Consider the following 25,425-nt stretch of genomic DNA (forward strand, 5'->3'; position numbering starts at 1 on the left):
GCAAAAATAGAGCGGACATGTTAGAATAATAAAGCAAATTCTAGACGAATTGTGAGGAAAAAATGGAAGATTTATTATCATCGCTCAATACTCAGCAGGCTGAAGCCGTCAAACATGTGGCTGGGCCTATTTTAATTTTGGCGGGTGCCGGAAGCGGCAAGACAAAGGCCCTGACGACACGGATTGCCTATCTTTTGGAAAAAGGGGTCCCTCCTTACAGCATCCTTGCCATTACATTTACGAACAAAGCGGCCAAGGAAATGCGCGAACGCGTGGATAAGCTTGTTGGTCCCCTTGCCAAAGATGTCTGGCTCTATACGTTCCACGGTTTCTGCAACCAGCTCCTGCGCCGGGAAATCAAGCATCTGTCCCACTACGGCTATGGGACAGGCTTTTCCATTTATGATACGACGGACTGCAAGAATGTCCTGAAGGGCATCTTGAAGGATCTCAAGATGGATGAAAAGTTCTACCCCTTGAGCGCGGTGATGTCGGTCATTTCAAATGCCAAGAATGCACAGCTTTCCGGTGCCGCTTTTGCCAGGAAGGCCGATGACTTCCATGCCAAGAAAGTGGCCGAGATCTATCTTGAATACGAAAAGCGCATGCGTCAGAACAACGCCGTTGATTTTGACGACCTCCTGCTCCTTTCCGTGGACCTGCTGCAGCATGACAGGGACGTGCGGGAAAAATACCAGCATAAGTTCCAGTATGTCATGATCGATGAATACCAGGATACGAACCATGTGCAGTATCTTCTGGCCAAACTCATCAGTGCCCCGGAAAACAACCTTTGTGCCGTCGGCGATATTGACCAGAGCATCTATGGGTGGCGCGGCGCGGATATCAGCAATATCCTTGATTTTGAAAAAGATTATCCCGATGCCAAGATCTATAAACTCGAGCAGAATTACCGTTCTACCCAGGTTATCCTTGACGCGGCCAATGCGGTCATTGAACATAACAGTGCCCGCCGGCCCAAGAACCTTTGGACGGAAAATGGGAACGGGAAACCGATCACCTATTTTCAGGCTTTCAACGACCGCAATGAAGCGGAATTTACGGTCCATAATATGCGGCGTCTGCGCGACGAAGCTCATTTCCATCTGGGCGATATGGCGGTCCTTTACCGGACCAATGCCCAGTCCCGCATGTTTGAAGAAACCCTCATCAAAAATGGCCTTCCTTATATCATGGTTGGCTCCTTGAAATTCTATGACCGCAAGGAAGTCAAGGACCTGCTTGCTTATTTGCGTCTCCTTGTAAATGGCCGTGATGAGCAGGCCTTGGAACGGGTCATCAACGAACCGAAACGGGGCATTGGCAGTGCGACAGTGGAAAAACTCAAGATGCTCCTTAATGAAACGGGACTGTCGCTGCATGAAGCCCTCAAGGCACCTTCTGCTGGTGAACTCCTTGGTCGGAGTCTCCTTAAGGTGACTGCTTTCAGTACCCTTCTAGAAAGCCTTCGCAAGGAAACTGATACGGTCCCTGTGGAGCAGCTCATGACGGATATCCTCGAAAAGACCGGGTACTGGGATGCCTTGCTCCTGGAAGGCTCGGAACAGGCTCGGGGCCGCATGGATAACCTTGACGAATTAAAGCGCATTGCCATGGAGTTCCAGGAAGATGAAAACGAGGAGGAAAAGACCTTGGAGGATTTCCTGAACCATGTGGCCCTTGTTTCCGATATCGATGATGCCAAACTCAGCCGCGATGCCGTGACGCTGATGACGCTCCACTCGGCCAAGGGACTTGAATTCCCTGTTGTCTTCATGGCCGGCATGGAAGAGGGTCTTTTTCCGAGTCAGCGCTCCCTTGACGACACGGATAAGCTTGAGGAAGAACGGCGTCTTTGCTATGTTGGGATTACGCGGGCCAAGAAAAAACTATTCCTTACAAGCTGCCGGAGCCGCATGATGTACGGCCGGACGGTCATGTTCCCGCCGAGCCGCTTCCTTGAAGAAATCCCCCGCCATCTTATTGAAACGGCCCTTGTCGGCCAGCAGGATGGGAGCGGGGCGCAGCGCGCGGCATGGGAAAATCGGCCGCAGGAAGAAGGGTCAGGGCTTCGCAGCATTGCCAGAAGACGCGGCGCAAGCATCCTTGACCGGCGCGACAGGCGCTCCGAATATGTGCCGGATGGAAAGCTGGAAGTCTTCAAGGCTGGCGATAAAGTCCGTCATAAGGCATGGGGCGTGGGGACGGTTATCTCGGCCCAGCCCGACGCTGATGGGCAGATTGTCAAAGTGGCCTTCCCCGGTACGGGCATCAAGGCCCTTTCAACGAAATACAAAGTCATCCAGAAAGTATAAGAGGCGAATCTCATGACGATCATGACAAAACAAGAGGCTTTGCTAAAGGCCCAAGCCCTTCGCAAGGAATTGGAACGCAACTCCTACCTTTATTATGTGGAAGATATGCCCACCATCACTGATGCGGAATATGACAGCCTTATGCGCCAACTGCGGGCTATTGAGGCGGAATATCCTGAACTTGTGACGCCGGATTCCCCGACCCAGCATGTCGGCGGCTACGCGAAACCTGGGTTTACGGAAGTGCATCACATTACGCCGCTGTTAAGTTTAGCCAATGCCTTTTCACCGGAGGAAATGGAGGAATTTGACCGCCGGGTCCATGAAGGCCTTCCTAAGGACGCCAAGGTAGAATATGTGGTGGAACCGAAAATCGACGGTCTTGCCTGCAGCATCATCTATGAAAATGGTCGCTTTGTCCGAGCGGCGACGCGAGGCGACGGCATGGTCGGCGAAAATGTGACGGAAAATGTGCGGACCATCAAAAATATCCCTAAGGTCCTATCCTCGCTTCCTGGCGTTCCCATACCGGAACTCCTTGATGTGCGGGGAGAAGTCTATATGCCCCGTCATGCCTTTTTGAAGCTGAATGAGGAACGGGTGGAAAGAGGGGAGACGGAATTTGCCAATCCCCGGAATGCCGCTGCCGGTTCCTTGCGTCAGCTCGATCCCCGTGTCACGGCTAGGCGTTCACTGGCATTTTTTGCCTATGGCATTGGCACGGGCGCCCTTGATACGCATAATGATTCCATGGATCGCCTCGAGGCCTATGGGTTTACAACGACAGAAGGACGGACCAAGGTTGCGACCATTGAAGAGGCTAACGCACTCATTGCTCGTCACGGTGAGCGCCGCAAGAGCCTTGGCTATGACACGGATGGTGTCGTCGTCAAGGTCAACGCCGTATGGCAGCAGAACATCCTCGGGGCCACGGGAAAGGATCCCCGCTGGGCCATGGCCTATAAATTCCCGCCCGAACAGGCGGAAACGACGCTGCGGGATATTGTTATCCAAGTGGGCCGAACGGGCGTCCTTACACCGACGGCTGTCCTTGATCCCGTGAAGCTTTCGGGGAGCACCATCAGCCGCGCCACGCTTCATAATGAAGATTTCATTGCGGAAAAGGATATTCGCATCGGTGATCGGGTCATTATCAATAAAGCCGCGGAAATCATTCCAGAAGTCCTGCGTGTCGCCGTGGAAAAACGGACCGGTGAGGAAAAGGTTTTCCATATGCCTGCGGAATGTCCGGAGTGTGGCTGGCCGGTTGTCCGAAAAAATGGAGAAGCCGCTGTGCGCTGCACCAATCCCCACTGTCCCGCCTTGGGCAGGGAAGGCCTCATCCATTTTACCAGCCGTGACGCCATGAACATCGATGGCTGCGGCCCTGCTGTCCTGCTCCAGCTCCAGGAAAGGAATCTGGTGAAGGACCCGAGCGACCTTTATCTTGTTACGGCAGATGACCTCATGGAACTTGACCGCATGGGCGCAAAGTCCGCCAATAACCTTGTCCGGGCCATTGCTGCCAGTAAGGAAAACAGTCTGGATAAGCTCCTTTTTGCCCTCGGGATCCGCCACGTTGGGGCCAAGGTGGCCCGGACCCTTGCCATGAAATACCAGACCATGGATGCCCTGATGGAGGCAACACAGGAAGAATTGGCACAGATTCCTGATATTGGACCGGTCATTGCCGAAAGTGTCGTGACCTATTTTGGCGATCCAGGAAACCAGGATTACATAGAACGGCTGAAGGAATTGGGCCTTAATATGAAGATGCTGGGGACGGCTGCTTCCAATGAGAATCATCCCTTCTACGGGAAGACCATGGTCTTTACTGGAACCCTGCCCACCCTCGACCGGGCAACGGCCCAGACCATGGCTCAGGAAGTGGGCGCCAAGGTGACAAGTTCTGTCAGCAAGAAGACGGACTATGTTGTCGCAGGGGCCGATCCAGGCAGCAAATATACCAAAGCCCAGTCCTTGGGTGTCACCATCCTTGATGAAGCTGCCTTCCGGCGGCTCCTGGAAAATAAGGACATGCAATAAGCCCGATAAAAAAGCTGCGGAGAAAGAAGAGCTCTTTCTCCGCAGCTTTTCTTATTGGATTCAGCCGGCTAAATAAGTGAAGAGGGCAATCATGAGCGGCATGGTGATGACGCACAGGACCATACTGATGAGGTTGACACTGCCAGCAAGGAAGGCGTCCTTCCTAAACATGACGGCAAATTGGGTCAGCAGCGTTGCCGGAGGGGCGCAGACAGCCAGCATTCCAATCTGGAACAAAAAGAGTTCTTCTGGATGGGCCTTCAAGAAGCCTGTTGCCAGGACAAGGAGGGTGACAAAAAAAGGAAAAAGAAAAAGCCGGCCTATACAGATGAGCCATACCTTGGCTGAATGAAAAAGGCCGGACAGGTCCTTTTCAGCCATGACCATGCCCGTTACGAGCATGCTCAAGGGGCCAATCATGCTGGCCAGCATGCCCATGGTGTTTTGGATGATCAGCGGCAGTATGATTTGAAAGAAAAAGAGGGTCATGCCAATGGCCACGGAAAGGATGTTGATGTTAAGAAGCACTTGCCGAAGGGTGACACGGCGTTCCCCGCTCATGAGGACCATGCCGTGGGTCCAGATAAAAAATTGTTGGACGGCATTGTACATGCAGGCATAAAAGACGTATTCTTCACCAAAAACGGAGGCCACCAGGGGAAAGATGAGGTTTCCTGAATTGGTGTACATCAAGGAGGCCCGCGCCGTACCATCAAGACTCGTTGCCTTGCCTAAGAAGGTGGTGAGAACCAGCCAGAAAAGATGGACTGCAATGGCAAAAATGACGGCAATGCCAAAACCATGGACTTTTTCTTCCGATAAGGGAAGCTGCAGGGCCTTGATGATGGACGAGGGGATGATAACATAAATGAGGAGCGTTGAAATGGGCTTGCACTCGGACGCTTTCATGATGCCTTTCTTGACGGCCGCGTAGCCGATGATGGCAATAAGGAGCAGGGAGGATAGCTGGGAAAACAAAAGAGGCACGATTGCCAAGTAGGGTCACCTCCGTAAGAATGAATTTTTACCATTATAGGTGCTTTTGTGAAATTTTGCAAAAACTCGTTACTTTCCTATCAAAATGCTATATAATAGAACATCCAAGATTTGGATGTTGCCAATGATACTTGAAAGGAGGATTCCTATGGAACCTTATTCCCTTTCCTTATTTGATAATCCGGCACCGCGGGATGCAGAACTGGAAGAAAAACGCCGCAAGGGAAAGCTTACCTTGGTGCGTCCCTTGTCCTACGTGGTCATTGATATTGAAACGACGGGCCTTGACGTGGCACGCAGTGCCATCATAGAAATTGGGGCTATCCACGTACGCAATGGGACTGTTTCAGGTCGTTTCCAGACCTTCCTGACCCCGGAACCGTACCAGAGCCTGTCACCTTTTATTACGAACCTGACGGGCATTACGGACAGCGACCTTGTTGGGGCACCGACCTTTAGGGAGATCCTGCCGCGGCTGCGGGATTTTTTAGGTGGCTATACCTTGGTAGGGCACAATGTCAATTTTGACATCAACTTCCTTTATGACCGGATTTACCGGGAAACAGGGGAACATTTGAATAACCCCTATCTTGATACGAAGAAGCTTGCCAAAACCGTTGTGCCGGGCCTGTCCCACTACAGTCTGGAAGCCCTTTGCAAGCATTTTGGCATCGCGGGCAACCATCACCGAGCCGTAGATGACTGTGAACTTACGGAAAAAGTGTTGGATGCACTCTGGCGCCTCAAGACGCAGCAAGGTTAATTTCACAAGGAAGAAAAAGACCTAGGTCCGCGGGATCTAGGTCTTTTGCTGTAAAGGAAGGCGCAGCCTCCTTCTTTTTTTATTGTGCCGTTTGACTTTTTGCCGTATCACCCACAAGCTCTTTTCCGCAGTGTTTGACAACCATCAGGGCAAGGAACATGAGGGCAAGGGCAACGACAAGCTGTAGGCCATCGACCATAAGGACGAAGGTGCCGGCCATGAGTTTGCCATAGATCCCGTAAAGGGACAGGCAGAGGGCACTCATGGTGACAACGAACATGAAGGTCATGGGGATGTAGAGCATCCAGCTCTTGCGGCCTGTCGTACGCAGGAAGACAGCAAGGGCAATGAGGACCAGTGCGGAAAGCAGCTGATTGGCAGCCCCAAAGAGCGGCCAAATGTTGAGGTATCCGCCGAGGCAGAGCAGGTAGCTCGGGATCAAGGTAACAATCGTTGCCACATAGGTATTGGAAAGGAATTTCGCAGCACTGCTGTCATATTCGCTCAGCAGTTCCTGGAGCATCATGCGGCCGATGCGGGTGACAGCGTCGATGGTCGTCATGGCAAGGGCGGAGATGCACATGGTCACGATGCAGTTGCTGACATAGGGCGGAATCCCGAAGATAGAGAAATAACGGCCGATGGCAGACCCGAAGATGGCAAAGGGCGTTGCTTTCGGCAGGGCCCCGTTGACTGCAACGGAGCAGGCAATGACGAGGGAAACAACCCCCAGGACGGATTCAATGAGCATAGCGCCATAGCCAACAGGAAGCATATCCTTTTCATTGGAAATGGTCTTGGAAGAAGTACCGGAAGAAACCAGGCTGTGGAAGCCGGAAACGGCACCGCAGGCGATGGTTACAAAAAGGATGGGGAAAAGGGGCCTATTTGCTACCGTAAAGCCTTTAAAAGCCGGCATATTGATGGTGGGGTTACCGACAAGAATACCGACAACGCCTGCCAGGATCATGCCAAGGAGCAGGAAGACACTCAGATAATCACGAGGCTGGATAAGGAGCCACATGGGAAGGACAGAAGCAATGAAGCAATAGGCATAGGTTGCATAGAGCCAGCTGGTGCGGGAGGCAAAAAACGGATTGGCAATCCCTACAGCAATCATGGCAACCATGCAGATGAGGGCCAGAATCACTTCTTTGACGCCGCCGATATGAAAGCGGCGAACGGCCCAGCCAAACACCATGGCGACAAAAACGTAGAGGGTGGAAATGGAGCCAGCAGCTGCATTTGGTCCCAAGAGTTCGCCCGTCTTGGAAAAGCCATTGAACGTGCTTGCCATGATGTCGGAAAAGGCAGCGATGACAAGGAGGGAGAAGAGCCAGCTGAACAGGAGGAACATCTTGCAGCCCGTCTTGCCAACGTACTGTTCAATGATCTTGCCCATGCTCTTGCCGTCGTTGCGGACTGAAGCATAAAGGGCCGTAAAGTCCTGGACAGCGCCGAAGAAAATGCCGCCTACAATAATCCATAAGAATGCAGGAACCCAACCAAACATAGCGGCAATAATCGGGCCCGTGACAGGGCCTGCGCCCGTAATTGAAGAAAACTGATGGGCAAAGACCGTAAACCGGGAAGCCGGCGCAAAGTCGCGGCCATCTTCAAAGCGATAGGCGGGCGTCTTGGCATCGGGCTCGATGCCCCAGGTCTTGACGAGCCAACGGCCGTAGAACAGGTAGGCAAACGCAAAGATGACGATTGCAATACAAACCAAGGTTAATCCATTCATCATAGCCACTTCCTTTCCAAAAATTTCAAGTCCCGCATGAATGCTGGGATTGAGGGGGTGATGAGTGTTTACAGAGCCATAATTTATCACTTGTATACAAAATTGTCAACATAAATTTTAAAAATAAGTGGTAAAATACAGCTATTCTGTTATGAAGTTACAAAAAAGAACACAAAATATGGCGATAAAGTCTTTTTAGAATGGACGTATTCGTGAAAACGTACATTGAGGGAAATAGGAATTGAAAGAAATTTTACTTTTGCAGACGAAAAAATAAAAAATCCTATGAGATGAAACGCTTATTTTTTAAATCAACAATAAAAATATAGAAATGTTATCTTTTTATCAATAAGGTGTGAAAATAACTGGTAATTGTTCATAAATTTTTTAGGTGTATAAATACAAAATGTACTGTTTATTACGTACTTAAGGAATAAAAAGGATTGTATATGGTTCAGAATGAAGAGACTTATGTGGAAAATTTAGCGAAAATGATTCATTATACAAAATAAAATGAGAACAAAGGTTGCTTTTTTGCACAGAGAGGATACAATAGAATATACTTGTAAGAAGAAGGAGAGTGGTAGCATGCCGAAGAAACGAATCGTAGGTGTTGTTGGTCTGGGCCATGTTGGTGCCCATGTTGCCTATACGTTAGGAGTCACGGGAACGGCTGACCTTGTCAAACTTTGTGATATCAATGAAAAGAAGCTTGTCAGTGAGCATCAGGATCTCATGGATGCGGCCATGTTCATGCCCCATCATGTCAAGTATGCCATGGCTTCCTATGAAGAACTGGGCGACTGCGATATCATCATCAATGCCATTGGGAAAATTGATCTGTTGGTTACCCATAACCGGGATACGGAAATGAACTTTACGGTGGCTCAAGTTGCTGACTTCATTCCCAAGATCATGAAGGGGGGCTTCAAGGGAATCTTCATCAACATCACCAATCCCTGTGATGTGGTGTCCGATCTCATTTCCAAATTGAGCGGTCTGCCTGCGGGCCATGTTTTTGGGACGGGGACGGGTCTTGACACGTCGCGACTGGTAAGTGCCATTTCCCAGCAGACCGGCCTTGACCATAAATCCATTACGGCCTACATGATGGGCGAACACGGCAACGCGCAGATGGTGCCTTGGTCCGTCATCCAGTTCGGCGGCAAACGCCTTGAAGAACTGAAGGATGATTCCCGTTTCGTTTTTGATCATGATGCCATCAAGGAAAAGACCATCAAAGGCGGCTGGGTGACCTACGTGGGCAAGGGCTGCACGGAATACGGCATTGCGTATACGGCAACGACCCTTGCCGGATACGTCCTGCGCGATGAAAAGCATATCATGGCAACGAGCGCGCCCCTTCGCGGTGAATATGGCGAAGACGGTATCTTTGCAGGTGTACCTGCCGTGGTTGGTGAAAATGGCGTGGAAAAGGTTGTTGAACTTTCTCTCACGGACACGGAGAAAAAGGAATTCAAGACGTGCTGCACGGCTATTCGGGAAAACATCAAAAAAGCCGAATCCATTTGGAAAAAAGCCGAATGAGGGGAACGAAAAAAGCTGTCACCAAAAAAAGGTGACAGCTTTTTCATGTCTTTAGCGTGACGGTTGTTCTTGCTGGACCGCTATTTGACGGTATTTCTTAAGACGCCGATGCCTTCGATCTCACATTCGACGACGTCGCCGCGCTTTAGATACTGGGGCGGGTTCATGCCGACGCCTGTGCCGGCTGGTGTACCCGTGGAAATAATGGTGCCGCAGCGCAGGGTCATTCCGTGGGAGAGTTCACTGATGATGTAGGCAATGCTGTGAACGAGGTTCCTTGTATTGTCCTGTTGCCGCAGCTCACCATTTACGCGGCATGTAATGGTGAGCTGCGGCGGGAAGGCAAACTCTTCTGCCGTAACGATGACAGGTCCCATGGGCGCAAAGTGGTCCAAGCTTTTTCCAAAGTACCACTGCTTGTGGGCCGTTTGGACATCCCGGGCCGTGACATCATTCAGGATGGTATAGCCAAAGATATAGTCCGGGGCTTCTTTCTCGCTTACATCTTTGCAGTCCTTTCCGATGATGACGGCAAGTTCACATTCGTAATCAAGTTTGCTGACGATATCGAAATGACCGTCGATGGCTCCATCAGGATCGACGCAGCGCGTGACCCGTTTGGAAAAGTAGACGGGCACGTCCCGCTTCTGGATCTTTTCTTCCGTGTATTCCTGCGGCAATTCCTCATCGTGGGAGGCATAGTTGATTCCCAGGCAGATGATGTCATTGGCCGGTTCCGTAATGGGTGCCAGGATCTTGACCCTTTCTATGGGGACGGCGGCAACTCCCATGCGGCTGATGGCAAGCAGTTCCTCGAAATCGCTGTGAGCCATGAGGTCGGGCATATCGGCATACTTGTTGGCGGGAATGACAGATTTACCGTCTTCAGACAGGATGCCGACTTGCTCCTGCCCGTCATTTAACATGGTTACAATTTTCACGGGAATCACTCCTCTGTAGGGTACTTCCTTTATTGTACCTTTTTTTATCTTGATTTCTAGAGAATTCAGACGATTTTTACTTAGAAATTTCTCTTTCTCAAGGCGGCTGGCTGTGATAGAATAGCAGAGAAATTGATTTATGGAAAGAAGAGGGTCCTATGGAGCAACTGATCTATCAATGTGATGATGGGCACGGTGACTATAATCGGAGCTATGAATCCCATTTTGAAATTGATTATGCGGATTATTCAACGGACCACCGGGAAAACAATTTCCGCAACTATGAAAACAAGGTCCCCAAGAGCAAGAAGGAACGGGTCCGCAATATCCTGAACCATTATGAATGAAGAAAATCCCTCCAGGTCATCCGGAAGGGATTTTTTGTCAGCGTTCAAGGGGAATGACCGTGCCGCAGTTGGGAATGATATTGACCGTAAAGTCTGTCTTTCCTTCTGAAAGGAGCTGGGCTTTGGCTTTTTCATAGGCTTCTTCCAGCGTCCTTGTGGGAATCTGGTGGATGCGGCGGACAGCTTCAAAGTTTTCTTTCTTGGTCACAAGGTAAAGGGTATAGTCCTCTGCCAGGGTGTAGAGAAAATAAGCGACAAAAAAGGGAATGGTAAAATGCTGCCGCAGGGCCTTTTCCATAGAAAGGCGGCTGTTGTAGCGGAAACTGTCCCAGAAGATTTGTGGTTCCTTGATGTCCGGTGATTCGATTAGGGCAATGATGATTCCACCCTTTTTGGTTACGTCCCGGGCTGGCTCATAGCATTTGCAGCCTTGGTAGAGGGAAAGGTCCTTGGGATACCCGCCGGCACCAGCAATGGTCAGGTCTGCTTTTTGGGTAAAGGAAACCGCGTCATTGCTGAGCACCTCCTGCGTCCCTTCAAGCCAGGCCTCGTAAGGATCGCCGCTGACAAATCCGCAGACCTCGCCCCGTTCATTGATGAGGGAGTGCAGCAGGAAATCAGGCCGGCAGAATTCCATGCCTTCCAGCATATCCTGATGGACGGGATTGTGCGTCAAGGACCGGCCCTCCGTAAGGGGATTGATGCCTTCCCCCGGGGTATCTGAAAGGGCGAGGGCGTGGTTTTTCTGGATTGTTTCCCAACTGACAACGCCGGGAAGGATCATTTTTCGTCCGCCGCCAAAGCCTGCAAACAGGTGAGGCATGATCCCTCCGGCCACGATGACGAAATCCGCTTCGACAACACGGCGATTGAGTTCAACTGGGGTTCCATGCGACGTGATCCCCACAAGGACAAGGTTTTCCCGGTCGTGACAGTCGTGCTGGTAAAGGCGGATCCGGCGGGCGACTTCTTCTCCGACGACAGCTATGTCCTCATCAGGGGTCTGGGCTCGGTGCGTACCTTGGGCAAAAACGATGGAAATATCCTCATCGGGGATGCCTGCCTCATTGAGTTCGTTGATCAGGGGCCGCATGAAATCCCGTGAATGGTTCCAGGCACGGGTAATATCCGCCGTTACAATGACTACGGAGGCTCCTTTTTTTACCATCTCACGCAGGGGGGGAGAAGCAGTGGGGTGACGCAGACAGGCCGTCACGGCATCGTCTATGGAAAGGGCGGCATGGTGCCGCGGCACAAGGATGGAACCAATCCGCTCTTGAGGAAGCGTCAGCGTGGCCTCGCCTTTTCCGTAGGGAATATGAATGGTTTTTTCAGCCATAGGATGTCTTCCTTTCTTTAGATGGTCCTTATTATATCACCTTTTGCCCCAGCCCTCTATTCAATTGATACCCAAATAGGGTATAATGGGGCCTGTACAAAGGAGGAGTGATCCATGAATCACGTTGTAAAAGCCAAAATGCTTCGCGAAAGCGATGAACCCATTCATTATAATTGTGCCCAATCCCTTTTTGTCGCTTTTTCCGATGTCCTCGGCGTCAGTGACGAGCGGGCCTTTGCCATGGGCGCAAACTATGGCGGCGGTATGATGCACGGCGGTACGTGCGGTGTGGTGAGCGCCGGCCTTATGATCTTGTCCCTTGCAGGGATTCCCCAGGAAAAGGCCATGGCCCTGCTCCAGGATTTTTCCCGTGACCACGGGACCACGGCCTGCACGGAACTGCTTATGAAAGCCGCTCAGGAAGGCGTGACAAAGAAGGTCAATTGTGATGGGCTGGTCATCCACATGGCAGAGCGGCTGGACGCCATCCTTTCCGCCTAAAGCCCCATCCAGCCCATAAAAAAAGCAGCCTTTTCAGGGCTGCTTTTTTCATGCCTTCATTTTGTTTCCAGGGAGTCGAGGGCGGGGACTTCTTTCTGTTCAAACCCTTTACCCTTGAGCTGGATGGCTATGATGAGATTCGGGATGAAGAGAACGGCAAAGAAAATGAGCACCGATGCATAGGTGCCTGTCTGCTTATAGAAAAAGGAGATGAGAGTTGGACCGGCAATGCCTGCCATTGCCCAGGCAGAAAGGATGCGGCCGTGAATGGCACTTAGCTGTTTGGTGCCGAAAAGGTCGCTCAAATAGGCCGGCATGCAGGAAAAGCCGCCGCCATAGGCACTGATGATAAAGAGCACAAGACCTTTAAAGACAAAGGAAGAGGTGGTGGCACTGAGGGCGAAAAAAGCCAGGATCTCAAGGGCAAAAAAGAGAATGTATGTTACAGGACGGCTCAGCCGGTCAGAAATGGTGGACCAAAGGATGCGTCCGCCGCCGTTCATGATGCCAATAATGCCCACAAAAGCGGCTGCTTCCTGAGCTGACATGCCAATCACGTCCTGGGCCATGGGACTTAAGACGGCAAGCAGGCCGATGCCGCAGGTAATATTGATGAAAAAGACCCACCAGAGGCTTTGGAACTGCCAGGTATGCATGGCTTCTGATGCAGTCTTTCCCGTAAGGGACTGGGAATCAGCGTCATGTTCCTTTTTCAGGACGGGCGGTTTGAGGTAGAGGGCACAAAGGACCATGATGACCGAGTAGGCACCTGCCATGAGGCAGAAGGTGCGGGTAAGGCCCACCGTGCGGGTGAGTTGCTGCATGAGGGGAGCTGCAATGAGAGCGGCAAAACCAAAGCCCATGATGGCAAGACCTGTTGCAAAACCGCGGTGGTGGGGAAAATATTTCACCAAGGTTGATACGGGTGTGATGTAGCCTGTGCCAAGACCAATGCCGCCAATGCACCCATAAAAGAGATAGAGGAGGGAAAGGCTTCTGATGGAAAGGGCATACGCCGTACCCAAAAGGCCCGTTCCGAAGAAAAAGGCGGCCATGAGGCCACTTTTTTGGGGGCCTATTTTTTCTACAAAGCGCCCCAAGAGTGCGGCTGACATGCCAAGAAACAAGATGGCAAGGGAAAAGGTCCAAGTGACATCACCCATAGAAGCCCCCAAGGTTTCCATGATGGGGCGGACAAGGACGCTGAAAGCATAGACGCTCCCAATGGAGAGGTGAATGCCTACGGCGGACAGTGCAATCAGTGAGCGGTTTCTCATGTTGCTTCCTTTCTGGGAAAACTTCCCCTAGAAAGAGAAAAGGCCCGGACCAATCTGCAGCATAAGGCTGCAGAGGAAAAGGCCGGGATGAAAAAGGACCGTCCGGGCTGCTTTTCTCTGCCCAGACGGTCGGCAAGTTACACAATGCAGAGCACGTGGTCAATTCCACTTATCCGTCAGTCCTGCACTGCTTTATTTGATTGTGATGCGAATATTATAGCAGGTATGACAGAACGGAGCAAGAAGAAATTCAGAAAAAAGATAAAAAAAACCGCCCCCCAAGGAGCGGCTTCATCTCTAAAGTGGTGGAACTAACTGGATTCGAACCAGTGACCCCCACGATGTCAACGTGGTACTCTAACCATCTGAGCTATAGTTCCGAGACGAATATTAGTATACCCAAAGGAAAGAGTCTTGTCAACTCTTTTTTTTCCCCCCAGGGGAAAAGGATTTGGACATAAGGGGCGGTGATGTTTATTTTTTTGCCTTAAACAGATATAATAAGGAAGACGAAGACTTTCATAGTGGGACCCACGGGTCCTTTTTTTGGTAAAGGAGATTGACCATGAAAAAGCTGTTCTTACTGATTGCCGTCATTACGGCACTTTTCACGGCTGCCTGCGGCAAAAGCGGCAAAGCGGCTGGAACGGACGCACCGGCCCTAAAGGGCCCTGTCACAGCCCAATTTGAGACCAGTCTCGGCAATTTTGAGGTCCGCCTTGCCGTAGAAGGGGCACCCAAGACCTGTGCCAATTTTGTAAAGCTTGCGGAATCTGGTTTCTATGATGGACTCACTTTCCACCGCGTCATTGACGGCTTCATGATCCAAGGCGGCGATCCCAAAGGCGATGGAACGGGCGGACCGGGCTATACCATCAAAGATGAATTTTCAAAGAATCTGCGTCACGATGGACCGGGCATCCTGTCCATGGCAAATGCTGGCCCTGATACAGGTGGAAGCCAGTTCTTCATTACCCTGGAGAAGACGCCCTGGCTGGATGATCATCATGCTGTCTTTGGCCGCGTCGTCAAAGGACTTGATGTAGTCCAAAAGATTGGTAAGGTTAAAACGGACGCCAATGACCGGCCAGTGACGCCCGTTGTTATCAAGAAAATCAAGATTGTAAAAGGCTAAGGAGGAAATCGGGTTGCCAGAAACGCTGGAAAAGAAGCTGATTTTTAAGGACAATCGGGAAATGGTGGCTGTCCTGGGGAAAAATGATGAATACCTGAAACTGATGGATGATCCGGAGTGCCGGATTATCCCCCGGGGCAATGAACTGCTCCTTACCGGGACGGAAGCGGCGCTCAGGCGGATGGAACGAGCCTTTTCGGAACTGCTCTATCTCTATCGCCAAGGGCTGCCCATTACGACCCATGATGTGACATACACGCTGAAGCTGGTTCGTGACGGCAAGGAAGAGGCCCTGCATCAGCTTTATACGGATACGGTCATTACGACCTACCGGGGAAAACAGGTCAAGGCCAAGACCCTGGGCCAATGGCAGTACCTCAAGACCATTGGGGAAAATCAAATGACCATTGCGTTAGGACCGGCGGGAACGGGCAAGACCTACCTTGCCGTGGCTATGGCGGTCAAGGCCCTTAAGAACCACGAAGTGGAGCGAATCATCCTCACGCGGCCGGCTGTGGAAGCAGGGGAAAAACTGGGCTTTTTGCCCGGGGACCTGCAGGAAAAGGTGGATCCATACCTGCGGCCCCTTTATGACGCCCTTTACGAGATGCTCGGCATGGAATCCTTCCAGAAGTATTTGACCCGGGGAACCATTGAAGTGGCGCCCCTTGCCTATATGCGCGGACGGACGTTGAGCGATGCCTTCATCATCATCGATGAGGCCCAAAATACGACGGCTGAGCAGATGCGCATGGCCCTTACCCGTTTTGGCTTTGGCTCCAAGCTTGTTGTGACAGGGGATGATTCCCAGGTGGACTTGCCGCCGGGCAAGGAGTCCGGGCTCACCAATGCCGCCTATGTTCTCCAGGGAATCCCTGGCATTGGCATTATCCACTTTACGGACGGCGATGTCATCCGGCATGAAATCGTGGCGGCCATCATCCGGGCGTACAAAAAATACGATAATGCTAAAAAGAAAGGAAGGGACGGCTATGATCGTCACACTCGAAAATAACCAGGAAAAGGTCTCCATTCCTGAAGCGCTGGAAGCGGACCTGACCAAAGCCATGAATGTCGTTGCGGAACTGGAGGCCCTGTCCCCGCAGACAGAAGTGGATATTACCCTTGTCGATGACGCTGCAATCCATGAACTCAACCGCACTTACCGCGGCATTGACCGGCCGACGGATGTGCTTTCCTTTGCCCTTGACGAAGGGGAAGAGGAACCGGAAGTGGACGATGACGAGATTGAACATCTATTGGGTGATGTCATCATTTCCGCTCCGACAGCAGTCCGCCAAGGTGAGGAATACGGTCACGGACTCGAACGGGAGATGACCTATTTAGCCGTTCATGGGATGCTCCACCTCCTGGGATACGATCACATGGAAGAAAAGGACAAGCTTATTATGCGCAAACGGGAGGAAGAAGTCCTGCGCAGGCTTGACCTTGCCGAGGAAAATTTTGGAGGCTGACGATGGACCTGATCCTTTTTGAAGCGGCCAAAGCGGCACGGAAAAACGCCTATGTCCCGTATTCCCACTTTGCCGTGGGAGCGGCAGTCAGGGCGAAGGACGGCCGCATTTTTACGGGCTGCAATATCGAAAATGCATCTTACGGACTGACGGTCTGCGCCGAACGAAATGCTATCTTTGCAGCCGTCAAAGAAGGCGTACGCGATTTTGAAACCCTGCTTGTGACGGCTGATACGGAAGGACCTGTGTCTCCCTGCGGAGCCTGCCGCCAGGTCATGGCTGAATTTGGGATTTCCCATATTGAACTGACAAACCTCAAGGGGCTCAGCCAGTGTGTGAGCCTTGAAGAACTCCTGCCTTACGGCTTTACTCTAAAAGAAAAGGAATAAGCATCATGCAAGTACAGCAGCAAGAACATCGGGCCGGTTATATCGCCGTTATTGGACGCCCCAATGCAGGCAAGTCGACCCTCATTGACAAACTGATCGGGGAAAAGGCGGCCATCGTATCAGACCGTCCTCAAACGACGCGCAATCGCATTCTTTGCATTTTATCGACGGAAAAGGCCCAGCTTATTTTCCTTGATACGCCAGGCCTCCACAAACCTAAGGATAAATTGGGGGAGCATATGGTCAAAGCCGCCGAAGATTCCTTAAAGGACGTTGACGCCGTGCTCTATGTCGTTGACGCCACAGAAAAACGGGGAAAAGGGGAGGCCTATATCCTGGAACGGCTCAAAAAGGTTCAGGTCCCGGTCATCCTTGTCCTTAACAAGGTGGATCTCATCAACCAGAAAGAAAACCTTCTGCCGCGTATTGACGCTTTTCAAAAGGCCTATCCCTTCCACGGCATCATGACCCTATCTGCCTTGGAAGATAAGGATTTCACGCCCCTTATCGAGGAACTGACAGGCCTCATGCCGGAAGGCCCTAGCTTTTATCCGGAAGACCTTTACACGGATCAGACGGAACGGGTCATGGTAAGCGAAATCATCAGGGAAAAGATCCTGCGCCTCACCCATGATGAAGTGCCCCATGCCGTTGCCGTCAAGGTAAACGAAATGAAGACCCGTGATAATGGGATGGTTTATGTGCGGGCCGATATCTATGTGGAACGGGATTCCCAAAAAGGAATTCTCATTGGTCGCAAGGGACAGATGCTGAAACAGATCAGCGCGGAAGCCCGCAAGGATATCGAAGATCTTGTCGGCAGTCAGGTTTATCTTGAAATCTGGGTCAAGGTGCGTCCCAAATGGCGGGAAAAGGAAACCGAACTCCGACAGCTTGGGCTGAGTTCCGATCATAGGGCATATTGACCATGCCGCGGCACCTATTGTATAATGAAAATTAACATTGACAGCCCAAAAGTGCCCAAAAATGGCACACTGTGATTCGTTGAAGTGGTGCTGTGGTTCGAGGATGGCGCTTTGCCGAAGGACCACAGTCCTTGGAAAAAAGGAGAGATGACTTATCGACGCGGGTCCTGCGCTTGGACGCATATTGAAACCGATTGTATATCCTTTTGCTTATCTTTTTTGGCATGTGGGCCGCAGCCTTTATCGCTTCATGGGCATTCAGCCCTATGATCCTGATATGAGCCGCTCAGAAGATGATATTCGGCGGATGGTCAGTGACAGCGAAAAAGGCGGGGAAATCGATCCCGTAGAAAGCCGCCTGATTGATAATGTCTTTGATTTTGCCGACCGAGTTGCCCGGGAGGTCATGGTTCCCCGGCAGGATATGATCTGCCTGTTTGTGGAAGATTCCTTGGAAGAAAACCTGAAGGTTGTCCATGATTCCGGTCACACCCGTTATCCGCTTTGTGAAGAAGACCGCGATCATATCCTGGGGATGATCCATATCCGGGAACTGATGAACCTTGACCAACATGATCCCCACGCAGATCTTAAGTCCATTATGCGGGAAATTGACGTGGTGCCTGAAAGTATGTCCATTGTGAAGATCCTTCAGCTCATGCAGCACAAACATGTCCAGATGGTGGCCGTTGCCGATGAATATGGCGGAACAGCGGGCCTTGTCACCATGGAAGACCTCTTGGAGGAAATCGTTGGTGACATCCAAGATGAGCACGATACGGAAATGCCGGAAATCAACAAGATGCCCGATGGGTCCTATGTGTTTGACGGCTTGGTCCTTTTGGACGAAGTCTCGGAGACGATGGGCATCCAGTTTGATGATCCTGAGGAAGATACCATTGGCGGTTACGTCTTTGGCCTCATCGGCCGTCAGCCCGTTGTGGGAGATTCCGTCGATGAGCGGGGCAATCGTTTTGAAGTGCTCGATTCATCCGGATTCCGTGTCCTTCGGGTCCGTGTCATCCCTCTGAAGAAAGACAAAAAGGAAGAGACAGTCCATGACGAGTGAAGCCTTTCAGGATGAAGCGGTCATATTGGAAGTAAGGAATTGGCAGACTGCGGATAAGTACGCAGTCTGCTTTTGTCGTCACCATGGGAAAGTACCTTTCATCGCCTACGGGGCAGCCTATCCCAAGAGTACGAGCGGTCGGATTGTCCAGCCTTTTGCCCAGCTGCGCGTGACCCTCATGCCGGGCCGTAAGGTGGCAACCCTGCGTGGGTGTGAATTTTTGAACCTGCCCCATGTCATGGATATTGAAGGCATGGCTTACGGTGCCATCATAGCCGAGGCCGTGATGCAGCTGTTTGAAGAGGAAGAACCGCTGGAAGAGGCCTTTTTCCTTATTTGTCAGGCTTTTACCCTCTTTCCAAACCATAATAAACGGCTCGTGACGGACAGCACACTCTTTAAACTTCTGGCCCTTTGCGGCTTCGATCCGGTTCTTGACTATTGTACAACCTGCGGAAAACCCATGGAAGAAGACGGTTATTTCAGTCCTGTCCAGGGCGGCTTCCTGTGCAGGGACTGTGCCTTGGACCATGATCTGCCCCTTACGGTAAAGGCCAAGGCGCTTGTGCAGCATCTCCTGACCCTTGATTTTAAGGTCCCCGAACCGTTTACGGTGCGGGGAAAGGAATTGATGGAAGTGGAAAAGATCCTCTATCGGTTCCTGACATTCCAAACGGACCGGCCGCTAAAGAGCCTCCAATTTCTGACGCAGCTTGGCAAGGGGGCCCTATGAACCGGTGGATCTGTGGACTTCATAGGGGCTGGGCGCACAGCCGCAAAAAGGGCGCGGCCTTTCTGGCGGCCGCTGCCCTGCTGCTCTTTTTTCTCGAAGAACCTTGGGTGCTTTGGGGCAGTCTCCTTCTTGGTGCCCTCGACGCTTACCAGTTAGCCCTGGAAAAAAGGCAAGGCGCTCCCGCAATCCTTGAAAGGGTCCTTGTCATGCTCCTTACGGCACTTTTTGTCTCCCCTCACAGCTATCCTTTGGCCCTTCCTCATGCCGTTTTTTGGGTTCTTTTTTATATCCTGTGGGGCGTCCATCTTCTTTTTTTTGAAAGAAGGGACTTGATCCAGCGGGGGCCTTCTGTCCTTTTTCCCCTTTTTTTGGGAACGGCCCTTTTCCTTAACCAGCTTGACGCGGATAGCGGTGCTTTTGAGGCGGCCCTTCTTATGGGCGGCTATGGCTTGTTTCGGGCCCTTTGGGAAATGAAAGAAGCCGTTCATAGGAAACGCCGCCTGCTGTTTCTCTTTTATTTTGCTTCTATAGGCCTTATCCTTGGCCTTTTCTATGTATCCTTTATCTGGATGGCGGGAGATCCCATTTATCTTCTCCTTTGGCTTTTTGCCCTAGGGGCCCTTTACTGGATCTTTCCTTCCTTATGAGTGAATGGAGGAATCTCATGAAACTTGTCACCTGGAATGTCAACGGCCTTCGGGCCTGCATGAATAAGGGCTTTAAGGAGTCCATGGAAAAACTGGACGCCGATATCATCTCTATCCAGGAAACGAAGATGCAGCGGGAACAGGCCAGCTTTGACTTTCCCGGCTATTATGAATATTGGAACAGTGCCGTTAAAAAAGGCTACTCCGGAACGGCCATCTTTTCCCGGATCAAGCCCCTTTCCGTGACCTATGGTCTGGGCATCGAGGAACATGACCAGGAAGGCCGCGTCATTACGGCGGAATATGATGATTTTTACCTTGTCAATGTCTATACGCCCAATTCGCAGCGCGAGCTGGCCCGCCTAAGCTATCGCATGGCTTGGGAAGACGCGTTCCAGGCGTACTGTGAGGACCTTTCCAAGAAGAAAACCACCATTGTCTGCGGGGACATGAATGTGGCCCACGAACCCATTGATCTCAAGAACCCCGATTCCAACCATCACAATGCCGGTTTTTCTGACGAGGAGAGGCAAAAGCTCGATGCGTTCCTTGCCCGGGGCTTTGTTGACTCCTTCCGTATGCTCTATCCTGATCGGGAAGGGGCCTATACCTGGTGGTCGTATATGTTCAAGGCCCGCGAACGGAATGCGGGGTGGCGCATTGATTATTTCCTTGTTTCAGAAGCCGGTCGTGACAAGATCCGGGATGTAACCATCATGAACGAAATCATGGGCAGTGATCACTGTCCTGTTGTCTTGGAGTATGGGGTATAACTGCTGCCAAAAGGGAGGGATAGGCTGTGAAGGGTGCCTTTATTGGTGATATTGTAGGGTCCCGTTTTGAGTGGACCGGATTTCGGGAAAAGGAATTCGACTTGTTTGCCGAAGGGTGCCGCGTGACGGATGACTCCCTGATGACGGCCGCCGTGGCAGAAGCCTTCCTGACGATGCGGGAAACCGACCTTCCTGAAACAGAAAGCGTATTGGGCCCCCTTCTTTGCGAACGGATGCGTAGGTTGGGGCGCACCTATCCGGATGCCGGCTATGGACAGAAATTCAAGGCGTGGCTCATGGATGAGACCATGGGGCCTTATGGCAGCTGCGGGAATGGAGCGGCCATGCGCGTTTCTCCGGCTGGCTGGTTTGCCTACACCTTGGCGGAAGCCGAGGAACTGGCTCTTATTTCCTGCCGTGTGAGCCATAATGAAAAAAGTGCGGAAAAGGCGGCCCAAGCTGTTGCGGGAGCCATCTTCCTTGCTCGCTCGGGAGCCAGGAAGGACGTGATCCGTACTTATCTGGGGCGCTTTTATGACCTTTCGGAACCTTTTGACGAGCTTAGAAGCCATTACGAAGGGGCGGCAACTTGCGACGGATCCGTACCCCAGGCCCTGACGGCCTTTTTGGCATCGGACAGTTTTGAGGATGCGCTAAGGCGCGCTGTCAGTCTCGGCGGTGATACAGATACCCTTGCCGCCATCAGCGGAAGCCTTGCAGAACCTTATTTTGGCATTCCTGCCTCTATCTATAAAATAGCGGAAGGATATTTTACGGAGGAAATGAAAACCGTGCTGCAGCGTTTCGACGCACTTTGCGAAAAGGAGAAGGACTAGCATGGAATATTGGGATATCTATGACGAGAAAAAAGAACGCACAGGCCGCACCATGGCGCGCAATGATTGGCATATGAAACCGGGCGATTATCATTTGACGGTCCTTGCCCTTATTATCAATGAAACGGGACGCATCCTGCTTACCCAGCGTCAGCTCGATAAGCAGTGGGCACCTGGAAAATGGGAGATCCCCGGCGGCGGTGTCAAGGCAGGCGAAACGTCTCTTGAAGCGGTCCTTCGGGAAACGCGGGAAGAAACGGGCCTTGTGCCGGATAAAGCGGCGGTCCGTCTTATCCATACATATCGCAATGATTCCCCAAAAGAACAGAACAACTACTTTGTCGACATTTATGAAGTGCGCCTTCCCTTTACGGAATCGGCGGTCACGGTCCAAAAAGAGGAGGTCAAGGGGTTTGCCCTTCTTGACCCTCAAGCGGTCAGGGCCCTTGGCGAAAGAGGGGAAATCCTCCATTATGCCCATTTTGCGGATTTATTTTAGGAGGCGTCCCCAGCCATGCTTGAAAATGTCATTTTATTGTTTTTTTTCCCTGCTTCTTTTAGGCAGTGTCTTTACAGGGGTTCCCATTTTAGCCGCTCTTTTTGCAGGGCTCCTGATCTTTAGCGGCTATGCCCGCTACCAGGGTTTTTCCCTAAAGGAAATCGTGGGCATGTGGGCCGCCGGTGTGAAGACCATCCGCAATATCCTCATGACGTTTGTCATCATTGGCTTTTTGACGGGGCTTTGGCGGGCTGGCGGAACCATCCCGACCATTGTCTACTATGCGTCCGGCGTCATCGATCCCGCACTGATTGTACTCCTTACCTTTGTCCTTAACTGCCTCCTGTCTTTTTTGATGGGAACGAGCTTTGGGACAGCGGCAACGATGGGGCTCATTTCCATGACCATTGCATCAACCCTGGGGGCCTCCAAGGCGCTCGTTGGCGGGGCCGTCCTGTCGGGAATCTACTTTGGGGACCGCTGCTCTCCCGTGTCGACAAGCGCGCTCCTTACGGCAGACCTGACGGGAACGAACCTTTATGACAATATCCAGCGCATGATGAAAAGAGCCTTGGTCCCCTTTCTCCTTTCCCTTGTGTTCTATGGCCTCATGGGTGGAGGAGAAGGCACGGCGGAGACGGTAAGCGCCGTGAAGCACCTTTTTGCATCCCATTTTGACGTATCCTATGCCATGCTCATCCCGGCGGCCAGCATCCTTGTTTTGGCTTTTTTCCGCGTGGCTGTGAAAAAGACCCTTTTTGTGAGTGTTGTCCTAAGTTTCCTCTGCGCGTATCTCTATCAGGGCCTTTCCCTTCCCGCTATCCTTCATGTCATGTTCTTTGGCTTTACCTCCCCGGACCCTCAGCTCAATGCCATGCTCCGTGGCGGGGGCCTTCTTTCCATGGCTGGTACGACGGGCATCGTCATGATTGGGTCCTGCTATTCCGGTATTTTTAATAAGACGGGCCTGCTTCGCAATATTGAATCGGTCCTCCTTGCTCTGACAAAGCGCTTCTTTCCGTTTGCCGGCGTCTTTGGCGCGGCGACGATCAGTTCCCTCATTGGGTCGAACCAGACCCTTGCCATCATCATGACGCGTGACCTTTCCCGCAAGATCATGCCCGACGGCAAGGAGCTTGCCCTTGCCATTGAAGATACGGCTGTTGTCATGAGCGCCCTTGTGCCTTGGTGCATTGCCGGCGCTGTACCTTTGACGTTTATTGGCGCGCCCATTTCAAGTATGCTCTTTGCTTTTTATCTGTATGCCCTGCCTTTGTGGCGCCTTGGAAAAGCAGCCCTTGCGGAGCGGCAGGACGCATAAGAAAAAATGGAAAATAAAAAACTGCCCTACAAGGGCAGTTTTTTGTCTGTCTTGTTCTAGGCCTGCGTCTTCCTGAGGCCGCTCCCAATAAAGCCGATGAGGGCGATAAAAAAGAAAATCAAGCTTGTTGCCTGGGCTGATTTGAGGCCAAAAAGGAAGGGCTCCACATAATCGCCGCGGAGGAATTCAAGGAAAAAGCGCAGCGCCGAGTAGAGCATGACGTAAAGAAAGCAGCACTGGCCGCGTTTGTAAGGCCGGGACTGGAATATGATGAGCAGCGCAAAAAGGATGACATCAATCTGTCCTTCCCAGACTTCTGCCGGCCATAGGGGCGCGTTTCCATAGGTGCTGCGGGCCAGGGTCCCGACGGGATAGAGGATACCGAAATCACCGCCAGTGGGCGCACCGAAGGCATCGCCATTTAAGAGGTTTGCCATGCGGCCGATGGACTGGCCGATGAATAGGGCCGGGGAAATCACGTCCAGCATATCAATCCAATTGATCTTATGGGCCCTGCAGTAGAGGGCGCCGGCAAGAATCCCGCCAACGATGCCGCCTTGGATGGCCATGCCGCCCTGCCAGACAAAGAAAATCTCTGACAGGTGGTCGCTGTAATAGGCCCAGTCAAAAAAGAACACGTCCCAAAGGCGGGCTCCGATGATGCCGGCAAAACCGCCGTAGATTCCGATGTCGGGCAGGTACTTTTCCCAGCCCCGTCCGTCCTTATAAGCAAGGAAATAAGCCGTTCCCGTTGCCATGAAGATGGCCGTGCAGAGCATGAGGCCATACATACGGATGGGAAAATTGCCGATAAAAAAGAGATATTGATGCACAGGAAATCCTTTCTCCGGTCAGTCAAGGATCTTGACCGGACAAAAATCAATGTAATCGGACGCGACGAGGCGGTACCGCGTGCCATCCCGGACGCCTTGGAAGAGGTTCAGGAAATGGGCAGCGTCACCGTGGACGTGGCCGTAGATACAGGTTGTGACTTCGTAGTCCCGGCAGAGCTCGGTAAAGCCTGTCACTTCTTCCGGTTCGTAGAGGGGAGGGTAGTGGAGGGCCGCAATGATCCGTTTGGCGCCGGACGACTTGGCTTCTTTGAGGGAGTGCTCGAGGCGCTGGATCTCGCGTTTATATAGGAGGTCATCGTGGTCCGTAAATTCCGGCATGGAGGGAAGGTTCCATCCCCTGGTGCCGCAGATGGCCGTATCCTTTTCCACAACGCAGCTATTATGAAGAAACTGGAAACGGCCCTTAAAGGCTTGTTCCAGCTTGCGCATGCTGGACCACCAATAATCGTGGTTCCCTTTGAGGATGATCTTCTTTCCTGGAAGTGCGGAAAGCATGGAAAAATCTTTTTCGATGGCATCGGACAGGTCCATGGACCACGACGTGTCACCGCAAAGAATAATCGTATCGTCAGTGCCAATGGTTTCTTTCCAGTGCTGGATGATCTTTTCCCGATGGTCTTTCCACTGAGGGCCGAAGACGTCCATGGGTTTTGTCGGGGGAGCCCCGGATAGATGCAGGTCCCCAATTGCATAAAAGGCCATGAATGGTGCTCCTTCCTACGTTGACTTTATGAGGCGTCAACTATATAATGAATCTATTGTAGTGAATGGTAACCTATTCTGCAAGAAGTCCCACCAACGCCGTAGGCGGTGAGATGAATTGCAGGTTTCCCAAGGCTTCAATGCCCTTGGAAAATAATTTTTCACTGCGGAAATACCGTGGGTCGCACGGAAATCTACGCTTGTGGAGAGTGTGTAAGTCATCGCGGCTTTTTTGCGTCAGCGGTGCTG

The 25,425-nt window shown here is 51.7% G+C and carries 25 protein-coding genes, 1 tRNA gene and 1 riboswitch; of the genes, 18 read left to right on the plus strand and 8 right to left on the minus strand.

Annotated elements, in window-relative coordinates; translation table 11 throughout:
- The first annotated feature begins 62 nt into the window (after positions 1-62).
- Together pcrA and ligA are read left to right on the plus strand one after the other, a co-directional pair.
- A complete protein-coding gene (pcrA, locus tag DW817_RS00340) occupies positions 63-2,315 on the plus strand; it encodes a DNA helicase PcrA (protein WP_120110292.1) in 2,253 nt (750 codons plus the stop codon).
- Between the two features lie 12 nt (positions 2,316-2,327).
- Positions 2,328-4,361 (plus strand): NAD-dependent DNA ligase LigA, encoded by a 2,034-nt coding sequence (gene ligA / locus DW817_RS00345; protein WP_120110296.1) that lies wholly within the window; start codon positions 2,328-2,330, stop codon positions 4,359-4,361.
- Between the two features lie 60 nt (positions 4,362-4,421).
- On the opposite strand, the gene DW817_RS00350 is transcribed toward ligA, so the two are convergent.
- Positions 4,422-5,348, minus strand: coding sequence for an AEC family transporter (locus DW817_RS00350; protein ID WP_243634038.1), 927 nt, complete (start codon positions 5,346-5,348; stop codon positions 4,422-4,424).
- Between the two features lie 157 nt (positions 5,349-5,505).
- Between DW817_RS00350 and DW817_RS00355 the strand changes: the two genes are divergently transcribed.
- Positions 5,506-6,120: a PolC-type DNA polymerase III gene (locus DW817_RS00355; RefSeq protein ID WP_243634021.1), complete on the plus strand. Its 615-nt coding sequence runs from the start codon at positions 5,506-5,508 to the stop codon at positions 6,118-6,120.
- 79 nt (positions 6,121-6,199) lie between these two features.
- Here the strand turns inward: DW817_RS00355 and DW817_RS00360 are convergent, their stop codons facing one another.
- On the minus strand, positions 6,200-7,864 hold the full coding sequence (locus tag DW817_RS00360; protein WP_120110307.1) for a carbon starvation protein A: 1,665 nt from the start codon (positions 7,862-7,864) through the stop codon (positions 6,200-6,202).
- 588 nt (positions 7,865-8,452) lie between these two features.
- Here DW817_RS00360 and DW817_RS00365 point away from each other — a divergent pair.
- Complete coding sequence (locus tag DW817_RS00365; protein WP_014128184.1) at positions 8,453-9,412, plus strand: lactate dehydrogenase; 960 nt, start codon at positions 8,453-8,455, stop codon at positions 9,410-9,412.
- An 80-nt stretch (positions 9,413-9,492) separates the two neighbouring features.
- Here DW817_RS00365 and DW817_RS00370 read toward each other — a convergent pair whose 3' ends face one another.
- Entirely contained in the window at positions 9,493-10,353 is an 861-nt protein-coding gene (locus tag DW817_RS00370) for a fumarylacetoacetate hydrolase family protein (RefSeq protein ID WP_016459713.1), read from the minus strand.
- 158 nt (positions 10,354-10,511) lie between these two features.
- On the opposite strand from DW817_RS00370, the gene DW817_RS00375 reads away from it, so the two are divergent.
- Complete coding sequence (locus tag DW817_RS00375) at positions 10,512-10,700, plus strand: hypothetical protein (protein WP_009014867.1); 189 nt, start codon at positions 10,512-10,514, stop codon at positions 10,698-10,700.
- 37 nt (positions 10,701-10,737) lie between these two features.
- On the opposite strand, the gene larA is transcribed toward DW817_RS00375, so the two are convergent.
- Positions 10,738-12,039 carry a nickel-dependent lactate racemase gene (gene larA / locus DW817_RS00380; protein WP_120110311.1) on the minus strand — a complete coding sequence of 434 codons (1,302 nt, stop codon included), beginning with the start codon at positions 12,037-12,039 and terminating at the stop codon, positions 10,738-10,740.
- A 114-nt stretch (positions 12,040-12,153) separates the two neighbouring features.
- On the opposite strand from larA, the gene DW817_RS00385 reads away from it, so the two are divergent.
- A complete protein-coding gene (locus DW817_RS00385; RefSeq protein WP_009014865.1) occupies positions 12,154-12,540 on the plus strand; it encodes a C-GCAxxG-C-C family protein in 387 nt (128 codons plus the stop codon).
- 56 nt (positions 12,541-12,596) lie between these two features.
- Here DW817_RS00385 and DW817_RS00390 read toward each other — a convergent pair whose 3' ends face one another.
- Positions 12,597-13,817, minus strand: a complete 1,221-nt coding sequence (locus tag DW817_RS00390; protein ID WP_021737039.1) for an OFA family MFS transporter — start codon at positions 13,815-13,817, stop codon at positions 12,597-12,599.
- A 112-nt stretch (positions 13,818-13,929) separates the two neighbouring features.
- Positions 13,930-14,011: riboswitch (ZMP/ZTP riboswitch) on the minus strand.
- Positions 14,012-14,120: 109 nt separating this feature from the next.
- A tRNA-Val gene (locus DW817_RS00400) sits at positions 14,121-14,197 on the minus strand.
- Positions 14,198-14,382: 185 nt separating this feature from the next.
- On the opposite strand from DW817_RS00400, the gene DW817_RS00405 reads away from it, so the two are divergent.
- The 12 genes from DW817_RS00405 (at position 14,383) to DW817_RS00460 (ending at position 23,620) form a co-directional block, all read left to right on the plus strand.
- A complete protein-coding gene (locus DW817_RS00405; protein ID WP_009014860.1) occupies positions 14,383-14,952 on the plus strand; it encodes a peptidylprolyl isomerase in 570 nt (189 codons plus the stop codon).
- A gap of 13 nt (positions 14,953-14,965) precedes the next feature.
- Complete coding sequence (locus tag DW817_RS00410; protein WP_120110318.1) at positions 14,966-15,967, plus strand: PhoH family protein; 1,002 nt, start codon at positions 14,966-14,968, stop codon at positions 15,965-15,967.
- The gene (gene ybeY / locus DW817_RS00415) at positions 15,945-16,427 is read left to right on the plus strand and encodes an rRNA maturation RNase YbeY (RefSeq protein ID WP_009014858.1); all 483 of its coding nucleotides are present in this window, start codon (positions 15,945-15,947) and stop codon (positions 16,425-16,427) included. Before DW817_RS00410 ends, ybeY begins: the two co-directional genes overlap by 23 nt.
- A 2-nt stretch (positions 16,428-16,429) precedes the next feature.
- Positions 16,430-16,816 (plus strand): cytidine deaminase, encoded by a 387-nt coding sequence (locus DW817_RS00420; protein ID WP_120110321.1) that lies wholly within the window; start codon positions 16,430-16,432, stop codon positions 16,814-16,816.
- Between the two features lie 5 nt (positions 16,817-16,821).
- Positions 16,822-17,742 carry a GTPase Era gene (gene era / locus DW817_RS00425; protein WP_120110325.1) on the plus strand — a complete coding sequence of 307 codons (921 nt, stop codon included), beginning with the start codon at positions 16,822-16,824 and terminating at the stop codon, positions 17,740-17,742.
- Positions 17,743-17,926: 184 nt separating this feature from the next.
- Positions 17,927-18,811, plus strand: coding sequence for a hemolysin family protein (locus tag DW817_RS00430; RefSeq protein ID WP_009014855.1), 885 nt, complete (start codon positions 17,927-17,929; stop codon positions 18,809-18,811).
- On the plus strand, positions 18,801-19,544 hold the full coding sequence (gene recO / locus DW817_RS00435; RefSeq protein ID WP_021737041.1) for a DNA repair protein RecO: 744 nt from the start codon (positions 18,801-18,803) through the stop codon (positions 19,542-19,544). The genes DW817_RS00430 and recO overlap by 11 nt, the downstream gene beginning before the upstream one ends.
- Entirely contained in the window at positions 19,541-20,191 is a 651-nt protein-coding gene (locus DW817_RS00440) for a hypothetical protein (protein ID WP_021737044.1), read from the plus strand. The genes recO and DW817_RS00440 overlap by 4 nt, the downstream gene beginning before the upstream one ends.
- A 17-nt stretch (positions 20,192-20,208) precedes the next feature.
- On the plus strand, positions 20,209-20,964 hold the full coding sequence (locus DW817_RS00445) for an exodeoxyribonuclease III (RefSeq protein ID WP_009014852.1): 756 nt from the start codon (positions 20,209-20,211) through the stop codon (positions 20,962-20,964).
- Between the two features lie 26 nt (positions 20,965-20,990).
- Positions 20,991-21,800, plus strand: a complete 810-nt coding sequence (locus tag DW817_RS00450) for an ADP-ribosylglycohydrolase family protein (RefSeq protein WP_120110329.1) — start codon at positions 20,991-20,993, stop codon at positions 21,798-21,800.
- Between the two features lies 1 nt (position 21,801).
- Positions 21,802-22,299 (plus strand): NUDIX domain-containing protein, encoded by a 498-nt coding sequence (locus DW817_RS00455; RefSeq protein WP_120110334.1) that lies wholly within the window; start codon positions 21,802-21,804, stop codon positions 22,297-22,299.
- A gap of 25 nt (positions 22,300-22,324) precedes the next feature.
- Entirely contained in the window at positions 22,325-23,620 is a 1,296-nt protein-coding gene (locus tag DW817_RS00460; RefSeq protein WP_243634023.1) for a Na+/H+ antiporter NhaC family protein, read from the plus strand.
- 56 nt (positions 23,621-23,676) lie between these two features.
- On the opposite strand, the gene lgt is transcribed toward DW817_RS00460, so the two are convergent.
- Both lgt and DW817_RS00470 read right to left on the minus strand, forming a co-directional pair.
- Entirely contained in the window at positions 23,677-24,453 is a 777-nt protein-coding gene (lgt, locus tag DW817_RS00465) for a prolipoprotein diacylglyceryl transferase (RefSeq protein ID WP_009014848.1), read from the minus strand.
- An 18-nt stretch (positions 24,454-24,471) separates the two neighbouring features.
- Positions 24,472-25,176, minus strand: a complete 705-nt coding sequence (locus tag DW817_RS00470; RefSeq protein WP_021737050.1) for a metallophosphoesterase — start codon at positions 25,174-25,176, stop codon at positions 24,472-24,474.
- Positions 25,177-25,425: the final 249 nt, after the last annotated feature.

The sequence above is a fragment of the Acidaminococcus sp. AM33-14BH genome, assembly GCF_003603525.1.
GTDB classification, from domain to species: domain Bacteria; phylum Bacillota; class Negativicutes; order Acidaminococcales; family Acidaminococcaceae; genus Acidaminococcus; species Acidaminococcus intestini.

Excerpts from the sequence above, each read along its gene's own strand:
- pcrA (WP_120110292.1), top strand. The coding sequence starts at position 63 with ATGGAAGATTTATTATCATCGCTCAATACTCAGCAGGCTGAAGCCGTC.
- ligA (WP_120110296.1), top strand. The coding sequence starts at position 2,328 with ATGACGATCATGACAAAACAAGAGGCTTTGCTAAAGGCCCAAGCCCTT.
- DW817_RS00355 (WP_243634021.1), top strand. The coding sequence starts at position 5,506 with ATGGAACCTTATTCCCTTTCCTTATTTGATAATCCGGCACCGCGGGAT.
- DW817_RS00360 (WP_120110307.1), bottom strand. The coding sequence starts at position 7,864 with ATGAATGGATTAACCTTGGTTTGTATTGCAATCGTCATCTTTGCGTTT.
- DW817_RS00365 (WP_014128184.1), top strand. The coding sequence starts at position 8,453 with ATGCCGAAGAAACGAATCGTAGGTGTTGTTGGTCTGGGCCATGTTGGT.
- DW817_RS00375 (WP_009014867.1), top strand. The coding sequence starts at position 10,512 with ATGGAGCAACTGATCTATCAATGTGATGATGGGCACGGTGACTATAAT.
- larA (WP_120110311.1), bottom strand. The coding sequence starts at position 12,039 with ATGGCTGAAAAAACCATTCATATTCCCTACGGAAAAGGCGAGGCCACG.
- DW817_RS00385 (WP_009014865.1), top strand. The coding sequence starts at position 12,154 with ATGAATCACGTTGTAAAAGCCAAAATGCTTCGCGAAAGCGATGAACCC.
- DW817_RS00390 (WP_021737039.1), bottom strand. The coding sequence starts at position 13,817 with ATGAGAAACCGCTCACTGATTGCACTGTCCGCCGTAGGCATTCACCTC.
- DW817_RS00405 (WP_009014860.1), top strand. The coding sequence starts at position 14,383 with ATGAAAAAGCTGTTCTTACTGATTGCCGTCATTACGGCACTTTTCACG.
- ybeY (WP_009014858.1), top strand. The coding sequence starts at position 15,945 with ATGATCGTCACACTCGAAAATAACCAGGAAAAGGTCTCCATTCCTGAA.
- DW817_RS00420 (WP_120110321.1), top strand. The coding sequence starts at position 16,430 with ATGGACCTGATCCTTTTTGAAGCGGCCAAAGCGGCACGGAAAAACGCC.
- era (WP_120110325.1), top strand. The coding sequence starts at position 16,822 with ATGCAAGTACAGCAGCAAGAACATCGGGCCGGTTATATCGCCGTTATT.
- recO (WP_021737041.1), top strand. The coding sequence starts at position 18,801 with ATGACGAGTGAAGCCTTTCAGGATGAAGCGGTCATATTGGAAGTAAGG.
- DW817_RS00440 (WP_021737044.1), top strand. The coding sequence starts at position 19,541 with ATGAACCGGTGGATCTGTGGACTTCATAGGGGCTGGGCGCACAGCCGC.
- DW817_RS00445 (WP_009014852.1), top strand. The coding sequence starts at position 20,209 with ATGAAACTTGTCACCTGGAATGTCAACGGCCTTCGGGCCTGCATGAAT.
- DW817_RS00455 (WP_120110334.1), top strand. The coding sequence starts at position 21,802 with ATGGAATATTGGGATATCTATGACGAGAAAAAAGAACGCACAGGCCGC.
- DW817_RS00460 (WP_243634023.1), top strand. The coding sequence starts at position 22,325 with ATGTCATTTTATTGTTTTTTTTCCCTGCTTCTTTTAGGCAGTGTCTTT.
- DW817_RS00470 (WP_021737050.1), bottom strand. The coding sequence starts at position 25,176 with ATGGCCTTTTATGCAATTGGGGACCTGCATCTATCCGGGGCTCCCCCG.